12 protein-coding genes and 1 pseudogene are annotated in these 12,164 nt (G+C 45.6%); 11 read left to right on the top strand and 2 right to left on the bottom strand.

Going from position 1 to position 12,164, the window contains the following annotated elements; all coding sequences use genetic code 11:
* A pseudogene (locus VB077_RS03345) lies at positions 1 to 367 on the top strand (hypothetical protein); the annotation flags it as partial.
* Positions 368 to 500: 133 nt separating this feature from the next.
* On the opposite strand, the gene VB077_RS03340 reads toward VB077_RS03345, so the two are convergent.
* On the bottom strand, positions 501 to 1,235 hold the full coding sequence (locus VB077_RS03340; protein ID WP_323413798.1) for a ZIP family metal transporter: 735 nt from the start codon (positions 1,233 to 1,235) through the stop codon (positions 501 to 503).
* Positions 1,236 to 1,509: 274 nt separating this feature from the next.
* On the opposite strand from VB077_RS03340, the gene spoIIR reads away from it, so the two are divergent.
* Positions 1,510 to 2,166, top strand: a complete 657-nt coding sequence (gene spoIIR, locus VB077_RS03335; protein WP_323413797.1) for a stage II sporulation protein R — start codon at positions 1,510 to 1,512, stop codon at positions 2,164 to 2,166.
* Here spoIIR and VB077_RS03330 read toward each other — a convergent pair.
* Positions 2,155 to 3,051: a LytTR family DNA-binding domain-containing protein gene (locus VB077_RS03330; protein ID WP_323413796.1), complete on the bottom strand. Its 897-nt coding sequence runs from the start codon at positions 3,049 to 3,051 to the stop codon at positions 2,155 to 2,157. The two genes, spoIIR and VB077_RS03330, sit on opposite strands and share 12 nt — an antisense overlap.
* Before the next feature lie 168 nt (positions 3,052 to 3,219).
* Between VB077_RS03330 and VB077_RS03325 the strand changes: the two genes are divergently transcribed.
* From VB077_RS03325 to VB077_RS03285, 9 genes are all read left to right on the top strand, one after another.
* Positions 3,220 to 3,948 (top strand): GerMN domain-containing protein, encoded by a 729-nt coding sequence (locus VB077_RS03325; RefSeq protein ID WP_323413795.1) that lies wholly within the window; start codon positions 3,220 to 3,222, stop codon positions 3,946 to 3,948.
* A 300-nt stretch (positions 3,949 to 4,248) separates the two neighbouring features.
* Positions 4,249 to 4,695: a MarR family transcriptional regulator gene (locus tag VB077_RS03320; protein WP_323413794.1), complete on the top strand. Its 447-nt coding sequence runs from the start codon at positions 4,249 to 4,251 to the stop codon at positions 4,693 to 4,695.
* Between the two features lie 158 nt (positions 4,696 to 4,853).
* The gene (locus tag VB077_RS03315) at positions 4,854 to 5,546 is read left to right on the top strand and encodes a response regulator transcription factor (protein WP_323413793.1); all 693 of its coding nucleotides are present in this window, start codon (positions 4,854 to 4,856) and stop codon (positions 5,544 to 5,546) included.
* Positions 5,543 to 7,066: a sensor histidine kinase gene (locus tag VB077_RS03310; protein WP_323413792.1), complete on the top strand. Its 1,524-nt coding sequence runs from the start codon at positions 5,543 to 5,545 to the stop codon at positions 7,064 to 7,066. The genes VB077_RS03315 and VB077_RS03310 overlap by 4 nt, the downstream gene beginning before the upstream one ends.
* Positions 7,067 to 7,098: 32 nt before the next feature.
* Positions 7,099 to 7,536 carry a biotin/lipoyl-binding protein gene (locus tag VB077_RS03305; RefSeq protein ID WP_323413791.1) on the top strand — a complete coding sequence of 146 codons (438 nt, stop codon included), beginning with the start codon at positions 7,099 to 7,101 and terminating at the stop codon, positions 7,534 to 7,536.
* Positions 7,512 to 8,270: an efflux RND transporter periplasmic adaptor subunit gene (locus VB077_RS03300; protein ID WP_323413801.1), complete on the top strand. Its 759-nt coding sequence runs from the start codon at positions 7,512 to 7,514 to the stop codon at positions 8,268 to 8,270. The genes VB077_RS03305 and VB077_RS03300 overlap by 25 nt, the downstream gene beginning before the upstream one ends.
* A gap of 43 nt (positions 8,271 to 8,313) precedes the next feature.
* Positions 8,314 to 9,039, top strand: a complete 726-nt coding sequence (locus VB077_RS03295; protein WP_323413790.1) for an ABC transporter ATP-binding protein — start codon at positions 8,314 to 8,316, stop codon at positions 9,037 to 9,039.
* 143 nt (positions 9,040 to 9,182) lie between these two features.
* Positions 9,183 to 10,403 (top strand): ABC transporter permease, encoded by a 1,221-nt coding sequence (locus VB077_RS03290; RefSeq protein WP_323413789.1) that lies wholly within the window; start codon positions 9,183 to 9,185, stop codon positions 10,401 to 10,403.
* Between the two features lie 14 nt (positions 10,404 to 10,417).
* Positions 10,418 to 12,049, top strand: coding sequence for a cell wall-binding repeat-containing protein (locus tag VB077_RS03285; RefSeq protein WP_323413788.1), 1,632 nt, complete (start codon positions 10,418 to 10,420; stop codon positions 12,047 to 12,049).
* The last annotated feature ends 115 nt before the right edge of the window (positions 12,050 to 12,164 follow it).

The following is a 12,164-nucleotide window of genomic DNA, read 5'->3' as shown; positions in this document are numbered from 1 at the left end:
CCACTGGACACTTTCGTCATGTTCCCGCCCCGCTGATGCAAGAGCAGTTTTCGCCGAGTTTGCTGACTGCTCGCTTAAAGCCTCCGCATCTGTACCCGCAACTCACCAGGCTGCTTCACGGGTCCCTTGCATGATATTCTTGTACGACCCGAGGGACAGCGTGGTACATTTTGTACCACCGGCTGCAAGTGCATGCAAAAGAAGCGAGAAAGCCCGGACGTGGATTTTGATTTACGGGAGAGAACGACTAAAGCAAGCAGTTACCAAACTTCGCGAAAAGCCGGCGGCGGAGACGGGTTGGAGACAGGACGTCTCCAACCGCCAAGGGAGTCAGGAGACGATTTTGGCGGGAACCCGTCGGGGCTGATGGCTTTGAGCGGCTAGTTTGGTCTGTGAAGCGCCTGGAGTGAACGGTGTAAACAAAATCCACCCCAGACGCATTCCCAACCTTAAAAGCAAACAGAATAATAAATCCCTACTGACGCGCATGCCTAAGATATTTAATGAAGCAAACTTATCAGCGCAAAAAAAACATACCCAATGACTCCTCCGAGCAAAGCATAGTGCGGATGGCGTTCTCGGGAAAGCGGCCAAAGCTCAGCGAATACTAAGAAAGCCATGGCACCTCCGGCCAGCGCCAGGAAAAAGGCAAGAGAATCTTTTACTCCTTCAACTGCGATTACGCCTAAGAGCGCCCCCAGTGGTGTAAAAAAGGCAATTCCGATATTAAGAAGCAGGATTTTCCACCGGCGGACGTGAGCCATTTTTAAGGGGGCTGCGGTAGCCATTCCTTCGGGAAGATTATGGAGGGTGATGGCTAGGGCAATAAGAAATCCCAAACCTTCGGTTGCTTCCTGACCCACGGCAATGGCCATGCCTTCAGGAATATCATGCAAAGCAATGCCTGAGGCTACGAGCAAACCGACACGTTTCAAACGTTGGCGGCGACTTAAGGGGAGAGCGGGAGAAGTTGAATTAAGTTTACGGTCAGCGGCCGCCATAAACAGCAAGCCAAGGATAAGGCCGAGAAAGACCTGAGAAGGCGGCCCGATTTTCCAGGCGGTGGGCAGAAGATCTAAGCTGACTACGGCAAGCATCACACCTCCGGCTCCGGCGAGAAGGGCTGCTAGAAATCGTTCTTGGGGCCGCCCGAAAATGAGAACAAGGATGCTGCCTAGGGTTGTGGCAAAGCCGGCAATGGTGCTAACCCAAAGAATTTCCAGTGTATGTGTCATTTGAAATTCCCCCCTCCGAAAAGCCCTATTATGGATGTATGCTTAAAAAATTGCTTTAGACGAAATTCGGGGGAAATATAACCAGAGAAGTTTTCAAGTGAACTCGTTCAGCTAAAGCTGAACATCGAGACTTCGGTGGGGAACTCTACTTCCTTCGCCGCCAAAGTGTTTCTATTTTTTTCACAAATAGAAGTTTAAAACCCCTTTTCATCTGGACATACTGAAAGTATAAGAAAGACAAAGCAGGTTCAGAGAAGAGGGGTTTTGTTTAATTATGAAGATTTACCGTTGGATTGTGATGGTTATGATCGCGGTTCTGGCTTTAGGAAATATGGGGCAAGCCCTAAAACCGACAGGAGTTAATCCTAATAAAGATGAAGCAGCATTAGCTCGGCATTCGGAAGACTTAATTCGTTTTCATGTGCTTGCTAATTCGGATAGCGAAGAGGATCAGGCTCTTAAACGGGCTGTTCGCGATGCAATTTTAGAAGAGGTTTCACCTCGCCTTGCCGAGTCAAAGTCTCTCGAGGAGTCACGGCAAATCCTTACAGGAATGCGGCCGGAAATCGAGCAGATTGCGCAAGCGGTCGTTTGGGATTGGGGGAAGACGTATGAAGTGAAAACGGATTATGGATATTTTACCTTCCCGACTAAATCCTACGGTTCCCTTGTTCTGCCTGCGGGTGAATATGAGGCGGTAAGAGTGCTTATCGGTAAGGCCGAAGGCTCCAATTGGTGGTGTGTATTGTTTCCGCCGCTTTGTTTTGTAGATATTGAACATTCAACAGCCGTTCAAGTCGATGGAAAGCCGGGGGTACCCATTCAAAAAAAGAATACATATCCTCAGTCAATTCAGACAGAAAATGCGAACGGTAAAACCCTGACTAAACCGAAAGTTAAATTTTGGTTCTGGGAAAAGTTAAAGTCCTAAAATTCCTTTTAACTTCCTTGCTTGCATCCGACTAACGGGAATCTCGCTTTTTTCCTGGTCATCGACAACAACGGTGTAGGTTCCGTTGAAATAGGGAATGAGTTCGCGCATCCGCTGGATGTTTACGAGATAACACCTATGAGTGCGAAAGAAAAGGTTGGAGTTTAAACGAGACTCCAGTTCACGAAGGGTAAAACGGGCGAGATAGGAATTCTTTTGCGTTTTTGCGAAGATGTTATCTTTATCCGTATAAAAATAAACGATTTCTTCGGGACGCAGAAGTATTGTTTTGCCTCGCTGCTCAACAGGGATGACTTCCAGAGGACGGACAGAGGAGAAAGAGGAGGCAGGGGCATTAGAGGGGGCAGGGGCGCTAGAGGAGATAGAAGCGCCAAAGGCGCCAGGGGGACCAGAGGAGCTAGAAACGCCGGAGGCGCTAGAAGGGGAAGTATTGCCGGCGGCAGTTGGGGGCACGGTTGGAGTTAATTCGGCCGAAGAATTTTCATGCGGGTTAAGCACACTGTGATAGGCAATGACCTTTTGCAAAGCTTGCTCCAGTCGCTTCGAATTGATAGGTTTCAATAAATAATCCAGGGCATTTACAGAGAAGGCTTCAACGGCAAACTCTTCATGCGCAGTTATAAATATTATGGCGGGGGAGTTTCCGCGTTCTTGAAGCTGCTTTGCTAATTCGATTCCCTGAAGACCCGGCATCTCAATATCGAGGAATACGACAGAGTACTCGAGGTTATTAATAAGTTCTAACGCCTCTAAGGCATTGTCTGCTTCCCCGACAATCTGAATTTCGGAAAAGGGTTTAAGCAAATAACGTAATTCTTTACGTGCCGGGGATTCATCATCTACTAATAAAGCGCGAAGTTTCATAACGATTCCCTCTTTCCTCTATGGGTAAACTATATACTGATTTTGACAATTGGAAAAGAAAATCCTTCCTGGCAACTGAGAAATTTCTGCATACAACCTGTACTATTTTGCGGGACAAAGCATAGCATTTAACACAGAGTTTTTTGGATTAGGTAAGGGGGAAGAAGGATGGATAAAATACAGGGTGTTGTTGAACGACTTAACCGGAGAAGGTTCTTCGTAACCATCGGGGTCATCTTGATAAGCAGTTTTCTTGCGGGATGTGGAACCTTAGAAACATTGGTCAAAAAAGAAGGTGAAACAACCCCCTTATCTCAATGGATTGGCAATGAACAAACGGTTCCGGCGACAACCAATTTAGGAGACGGAAAGGCGGTAAGCCTCTATTTCCCGGATAGTACCGGAAAGGCCCTAATCAAAGAGGAAAGGACCTTACCTAAAACCTTAAGTGTCGCACGAGAAACGATTAATGAATGGCTTAAGGGGCCGGCTCAAGGAAAAGGACAGGCTGCCGTAATACCGGCAACGACGCTTAGAGATATTGCGATCAAAGATGGGGTAGCGACAGTCGACCTCAGCAAAGAATTTACCGAACCTGTAAATAAGGTTTCCCAGGAGGTTGTTGTCTTTGGCCTGGTCAATACCCTTACCCAGTTTCCAACGGTTCATGAGGTTAAAATCAGGGTGGAGGGGAAGCCGTTAACAAAGCTTGGCAATGTGGATTTGTCAAAACTGTCTTATAAAGAGAGTCTTGTCAAGAATACCCCTGAATCGGCTCAGAAGAGCAATAGTCAAGGTACAGGTACCAATTCTGAAAAGCCGATAAAAGATGATAGTTCAAAGAAAAAAGATTCCCCAAGCTCGATCAATCTTTTCGATATGCCATCAAGTGTGTAAGCTTTCAGAAAAAGAGACCAGGGGCTGTCGCAAAATGGCCCCGTTTTCATGCCCACAAATTATGGACTATTGTAAAAGACCCGAAACTACACGACTATGGGTTTTGCGACAGCCACCTGGTACTATCAGAAAGATAAATTTTATCGGTTGATAAACTCGAAGTTCAACTAAGGTTTCCGCCTGCGCTAGAAGCTTGGCGCAAGCCCTAGTTTTCTTTATTTTCCCTGTTGTTTTCCAAAACTTTGTGATAAAATGTTCTTACAGTCGATATAGGGACTGTCTATAAAGGGAGGGTATCCCGTGGAAAAATTGCACGAACTTAGCGAAGGTTTAGAAAAATCAATTCGCCGTGCGAATACCATTATGTATCGGAGAGGCCACTCATTGCTTTCCGATACGGGAATTCCTGATTCCCAATTCAATGTCCTCCTTGCCATTGAGGAAAACGGACCTCTGACAATGGGACAATTATGCAAAAAGCTGTTTACAGCCTGCAGCACGGCTACTGATCTGGTCAATCGCCTTGAACGTAAAAAGTTGGTCGAGAGAATTCGGGACGATAAGGATCGCCGCATCGTAAGAGTACACCTTTTGCCGAAGGGGAAAAAAGTGGTACAAGCCTATATTGCCGATCGACGGGATTTCTTAGACAGGGTTTTGGAAGAGTTTCCTTCTAATGAATACGCTCTTTTATTGGAAAAATTGGAATGGTTCGCTGGGAAAATGGAAAAATTAGATGAGTCATAAACTGTGGCTTAAATTATATTTAGTTTTTTAAATAAGTCGGGATATCCCGTCTTATTTTTTTTATAGCTTAACAATTTCTTAAAGACTTCCTGAGAAACTGTTAAAATCATATTGATATAATCTATGTATATCTACATTACCTATGGAGAGGGTGCGTTATGGAACCGAAGATTATCTTAGTTGATGATGAACCGGAGCTTCTCAAGTTGGTTCGCGATTATTTACATAGCGAAGGTTTTAACGTCCTTACAGAAACGAATGGTATAGATGGTTTAAAACGAATTGAAATGGAAAAACCCGATCTTGTTCTTCTCGATTGGATGCTGCCGGGATTAAGCGGAATAGAGATTTGTAAGACCCTTCGTCTGACAAGCTCGATCCCGATTATCATGCTGACCGCTAAATCTGAAGAAGTGGATCGGGTTTTAGGTTTAGAATTCGGCGCAGATGATTATGTTGTTAAACCTTTTAGCTTACGGGAGCTATTGGCACGGATTCGGACAGTTTTACGGCGAACGCTATCAGGGATTCAAGACCCGAATGCCGGGGTGATCCATCGCGGAGAACTGACGATTGATGGGCCTAGTCATCGGGTGTGGAAAAGGGGAGCCGAAATTCAACTGACACCGACGGAATTCAAAATCCTCCAGCTTCTGGCCGCCCGTCCGGGTGTTGCCTATAGCCGCCTGCAGCTTTTGCGGCAGGCTATGGGGGAAGAGTATCTCTATTATGAACGGTCGATCGATACCCATGTATCAAATCTTCGCAAGAAAGTGGAGGATAACCCGGCAGAACCGGTTTATATACAAACGGTTTTTGGAGTGGGTTATCGCTTTGGTGAACCCACATGAAATGGACTTTAAGACGAAAGTTTTTAATGGCTTTAGTAGGATCGGTTTGCTTTTTGGCAGTGGTGTTTTCAGGGATTGCCTTGACTTCGTTTCAGTACTTGATTGGGCATACCAACAGTCTTGTCCAAGAAGGGTTCAAACAACAATGGGGCCGAACGATGACGGCTTATTATATGGAACATCAGTCTTGGGAGGGAGCCCAGAAACAGGTTACAAAAATTCTGGAGAATCCGCCCCGGCCTAGAGATGAAAACATCCCCAAAACTTTTTGGATCAATGAGCGATTTTACGTTTTTGATCTCAATAAGGTGATTGTGGCCAGTTCCTGGCCGCAGGATGTCGGGAAGAGTCTGGAGCAAATCCCCCATGATAATGGAATCTCGAAGGAATGGGTCGAAATTGCCGCTAACGGAAATACAGTAGGGTATTTATGGGTTGACGTTAAAGCCTCACCCAGGGAAAACTGGTTAGCCCAAACCTTTGGTCAATCGATTATCCGTTCGATGTTAATCGGATTGATTTTGACCTCGATCCTAGCGGTTATTTTAGGAATTATTTTAACAAATCGAATAACAGGCCCGCTTAAAGAGCTTATCGCAGCGGTGCGGCGCGTAGGCAAGGGTGAGTATAGTACTCGGATCGAGGTTAAAGGTCAAGATGATATTGCCATGCTGGGTCATGCTTTTAACCAAATGACCGATAAATTAAACCGTAATGAAGAGGTTCGCAAAAATATGGTCGCCGATATCGCCCATGAGCTTCGCACCCCATTGGCGGTTATCTCAGGGAAGCTTGAATCCATTCAAGAGGGCGTTTCCCCTTTAGCTGTTGAAACTCTGCTGCCTATCCAAGATGAAACAATTCGGCTCAGTCGTCTTGTTCAAGATCTGCAGCAGTTAAGTTTGGCGGAAGCCGGAAAACTTCCCTTGCATCGGCGGACTATTGATATTTATCAACTATTGGAACGGATTTTCGAACAATTTGCCTTTGAGTTTGAGGGGAGAAGTATTCAGGGAAAATTAGTCGGTGAGAGTCAAATGATCCGGGCCGATTCAGATCGGCTGACTCAGGTTTTTGTCAACTTGATTGGGAATGCACTTATTCATACACCCTCGGGTGGCAAGATAGAAGTAAGAATTAAACCCGGGGAACAAATATCGTCGAATGTGACCAAAGAGAAAAAATCAAGTGAACGCAAATCCCGTTTGACAAGGGCAGGGTATGCCGGTGAATCCATGTCAGAGAACAAAGAGAGGTCTTTTGAGTGGATTCAAGTTATTGTGGAAGATACCGGAGAGGGAATACCTTCAGAAGAACTTGATCATGTTTTTGATCGCTTTTATCGGGTAGACCAATCGCGGGATCGGGAAACCGGGGGAACAGGCTTGGGGTTAGCCATTGCTAAGGAGTTTGTCCAAGCGCATGGAGGGGAAATTCACGTTGATAGTAAACTGGACAGCGGCACATGTTTCAGCGTGATTTTACCGATTGATCCTCCTAATTATGAAAACAAAAATTGATTTATAAATCCGAAGGAGACGGGAGATAAGGTATGAAGATAAAGTTACCCAAAAATAAGTGGATTATCTGGGGAGTTATCGGAATTATTGCAGTGGTCGGAGGATTATTGGCTTATAAAACCCTCTCGGCTAAACCTGTGACACCGACAACGGTTACAAGAAATGTCGGGCGTGGTGATGTCAAGAAAGTGATTTCAGCAACAGGGACAGTGAGTTATCCGACCGTTGTCAACCTCACGTTTGCGAATGCGGAAAAGCTTATCGCTAAGAATGTGGAGGTCGGAGACTCCGTTAAAGCGGGTCAAGTTTTAATGCAAATTGATACGAGTAATCTCCAGCAAACGGTTAATCAACAACAGGCAGCGCTGGCGTCGGCTCAAGCTAAGCTGAAGCAGGCTGAGGAGAAGTCTCTGCGCAAACGAGTGTTCAGCAGGCACAGGCTCAACTGGAAACAGCGCAAACCAATTTAGGAAAAGCAACAATGGTGGCCCCCTTTGATGGCGTGGTTACCGCAGTAACCGGACAGGTCGGGCAAGTTATGGAATCGACTTCAAACTCGAGCTCGAAACCGGGTGTTACCGTGGCTGCAAATCCTGATGTTTTACAAGTTGAAACTACAATAGGCCAAGCCGATATTAATTTCGTCAAGTTAGGCCAAAAAGCGGAAATTACCTTAGATACTATGCCAAATACAATCATTCATGGAACGGTGAGCAGTATTGCTGTTCAAGGTACAACAACTCAGAATGTAACCACTTTTGCAGTGAAGGTTACTATCGATGAAAAGAATACAATCTTGAAAGCAGGAATGAGTGCGAACGTTAATATTGTTTTGGAGGAAGTAACAAACGTTCTGACCATTCCCAGTGAGGCCTTAAAAAACGAAAAAGGACAAAATTTCGTACTTATCCCTGATCCCTCGAAGAATGAAGCAGGCGGTACAGGCAACACTAGCTTAGTACCGGTAGAAATCGGGCTTGATGATGGAAGTAATGTCGAAATCAAGAGTGGTTTAAACGAAGGACAGGAAATTGTCGTCTCAGTGGTAAGTGCAGCTCCAAATTCAAACTCAACTTCCAAAAAGCCAGGAAGTAGTCAATCCCAAGGGTCTGATATGGGGGCTTTAAATAGGGCAACCAATACACGAGGCGGCGGTATGCCCAGTGGCGGAGGATTTTCCGGCCGCGGTGCGTCCGGAAGATAAAGAAAAAGTAGGTTAGCTGTCTTTGGTCGAAGGGGGTCGTGCATTGATTACGTTAAAGAAAATTACGAAGATTTATTCAACAGGTGATATTCAGGTAGCGGCATTACGGGGTGTGGATTTGCATATTGATCGTGGCGAGTTTGTTGCCATTACGGGCCCTTCGGGTTCAGGTAAATCGACGATGATGAACATATTGGGATGCTTAGACAGACCTACCACGGGTGAGTATTATTTGGATGGTGAAGACGTTTCCAAAGCTTCGGGGAACCAACTCGCCGAAATCCGGAACCGGAAAATCGGCTTTGTTTTTCAGGGTTTCAATTTGCTTCCGCGTACAACCGCTTTGGAAAATGTAGAACTGCCTATGCTTTATGCCGGTGTGCCGCCCAAAGAAAGACGGGAAAGAGCGATCCATTCACTTGAATCGGTAGGTCTGGGGGATCGTATTCATCACCGTCCGAAGGAACTCTCCGGGGGACAGCAGCAGCGGGTGGCTATCGCACGGGCTTTGGTTACTCAACCCGCGATTATCTTAGCGGATGAACCCACAGGTAATCTGGATACCCGCTCAAGTATTGAGGTCATGGCCATTTTTCAAAAAGTTCATAATGAAGGAAATACTGTTTTGATCATTACCCATGAACCGGATATTGTTCAGTATACACGCCGGATGATCTATTTTCGCGACGGAAAAGTCGAGGAAGATGAAATGGTTAAAGAGACTAAAAATGCCGCAGCTGATGTTCAAAATATGAACGCTGCAATATAGTAGACTTGGCCGGTGGCGAGCGGAGCGAGGAAGCGGCCTTAGTCGCGCTTATCCTGCCGAACTTAACAGCATGCATCGTAGGATATAGAAGACTTGCATCGTAGGTAAACTTACTTCGGATAGGGAAGGAAGGAAGGAAGGTTTTGAATCTATTTGAGTTAATGCGGATATCCGTTAGAGCTTTAAAAGCAAACAAACTTCGGTCGTTGCTGACGATGTTAGGCATAGTAATCGGTGTGGCTGCGGTTATTGCCATGGTCGGGATAGGAAATGGCGCAACGGCTAACATTACCTCGCAAATTCAAGGGCTCGGATCCAATCTCTTGATTGTTACACCCGGTCAAACCAATACCGGCGGGGTCAGGGGTGCGGCAGGAAGTTCGAATACGCTCGCCATGAAGGATTTAACAAAGATCGAGGAAAGCTGTTCTGCGGTTAAAAAGACTGCTCCGTTCGTGAATACAAATGCTCAAGTCGTCTATGGAAGCGGAAATACGTCCACAAGTATAGGCGGAACCACGGATGCTTATGCACAGGTTCGGAGTGTGACCATTATGCGGGGACGTTTTATAACGCAAGAGGATGTCAATTCCTATACTCGTGTGGCGGTCGTTGGGCCAAACGTTGTGGAAAAATTAATGGGAGATGCGAATGCCGAAATTCTGGGCAAAACCATCAAGCTAAACAATATCCCGTTCCTCGTGGTGGGAGTAACCGCAAGCCAAGGGTCATCGGGAATGACTAATAATGATGATATAGTTTATATTCCAATCACGACGGCGCAAGATCGACTGATCGGAAATAAATACTTACGGCAAATTTACATCGAAGCAACGAGTGCAGACATGATGACGACAGCTCAAGATCAAGTCACTGCAGCCTTGCGCAGCTCACACAAACTTCAAGCAAGTGCTCAGAATGATTTTACCATTACAAATCAGGCCGAAGTATTGAAGACAATGGAAAGCGTCACACAGACATTGACACTGTTACTGGGGGGAATCGCCGCTATCTCACTGATCGTCGGCGGGATTGGCATTATGAATATCATGCTTGTTTCGGTAACGGAGCGAACTCGTGAAATCGGTATCCGTAAGGCTATTGGAGCGAAAAGTAAAGATATTTTAATTCAGTTCCTTATTGAAGCCGTTGTCTTATGTATTTTAGGAGGGGGAATCGGAATCCTGTTGGGCTGGGGCGGATCGGTTCTTGCCGGGAAGTTCATGAGTATGTCCACCAGTGTGAGCTTAACCTCTGTCATCTTAGCCTTTTGCTTCTCCGCAGGAATTGGAATTGTGTTTGGGGTATTCCCTGCGAAAAAGGCGGCAAGTATGGATCCGATTGATGCCTTAAGATTTGAGTAGGAAGGAGATTTTTTGTGAAGTTTTTAGTAAGACATTCAATGAAATTCATAGGGACAATAGCATTAAGCCTTATTATGGTGATTAATTTCAATTCGGCGGTATTGGCTAGTGATTATGTTGGTTTTCTGAATTATATTCAGTTTGTATCCGACGAGGATTGCAACTTTATTGTGGGCGAGACCAATACTATTAATTTTCGCTTGCTGGATAATAGTATGCAAGTTTATAAAGGGAGCGGCCCGTTTACAGCCACAATATTCGATCCTAACGGGAATAAAAGAATGTATTCAATGAGCGGAAGTTCTTCGCTATCGAATGTAACCTTTGATATGCCCGGCGATTATGAACTCTATGTGACAGCGACTTCTAATACCCTTGGATTAGCTGATGGTACGGAATCGCTCGGTGTAGCATCCGGTATGATTCATGTGCGCAATGCTAAGATTTCTTTGTCCAAGGATTTAACGTTAAATTATAAGAATACAGTCAAGGTTACCCTAACGGACAGCGATGGAACGATTCTCCCCCGTAAAACGGTTTCAGTGGATGCGACGAATGTCGGAGGAACATCCGCGAGTTATACAACGCTTTATGATGGAACATTTAATTTAACCCTAACGCCAACGAAGCTTGGCCAAGTTACGGTCTACATCGGCGGGCATAGTATTGGGACGATTGATGTTAAATCAGCCTATTCAGGTACATCTCGGATCGGAGAGAAAGCCGCAAATAATGATCAGCGTTCTGTGGCGGTATCCCAAGAAGGATGGAGGAGTGCGGCTAATGTCATACTGACTCGGGACGATTCGGTTGCCGATGCTATGGTTGCCGTGCCCTTATCAAAAAAATTAGATGCACCGCTTTTAATGACCCATTCCAACGAACTTGATGCTAACGTTCTCAATGAGATCGGCAGGCTCAACGCGCATAATATCTATATTATCGGCGGCGAAGGGGCAATTTCCGCTACTGTTGAACGACAGCTTCAAGGGTATGGTTATTCCATAACCCGTGTCGCCGGCAGTGATCGGTATGAAACAGCAGCCCAAATTGCGGCTATGATGGGTTCACCGGGGACTGTATATTTAGCTTATGGCTACGGAGAACCTGATGCTTTGGCAGCAAGTGCCTTAGCGGCCGAGCAAGGTATTCCCATTTTGCTGACCGATACTCAATATTTACCCGAAAGCACCCAGAAAGAGCTTTCAACTTTAGCCCCGCGTAACCTAAAACTGCTCGGCGGGACCGGTGTGATTAGTGGTGGTTTGGAACGGGCTTTGACTCAGAATTACGTCGTTGAACGCTGGGGCGGAGCAGACCGTTATATGACGGAGCAAATCATTTTCCAGAAATATTTTGCCAATCAAGCGGCAACCAATGATTTTCCGGCTTACTTTACGTCAGCTTATGTCAGCCCGAGTGATGTAGGAGGCGGTACGCTTTATGGGGATGCACTGTTTACAGCTGCCCTGGCCGCTAAAAATAAGGGTTTTGTCATTACCCTTCCTCCTAATGAGATTCCTTCCTCCATTCAAACCTTCTTGATCTATAATAAGGTATTCATTCCTTCCGCTACAGTCGTGGGAAATACTTCGGCAATCAGTTATCAAGTGGAAGCACAACTGCAACAGCTTTTGACAAAATAATTATAATAATTTATGCTCCTTTTCGGTTGCAGGTTAAACTAGAACCTGCAACTGGAAAGGAGTATTATTATCTCTGAAACAAGAAATTGCAGGAATAAAATTTGGTTTGTCGAAC

This window comes from Desulfitobacterium sp. (genome assembly GCF_034927245.1).
Classification (GTDB): domain Bacteria; phylum Bacillota; class Desulfitobacteriia; order Desulfitobacteriales; family Desulfitobacteriaceae; genus Desulfitobacterium_A.
The sequence above is the reverse complement of the archived record's forward strand: the minus strand, read 5'-3'. Positions and strand labels throughout refer to the sequence as shown.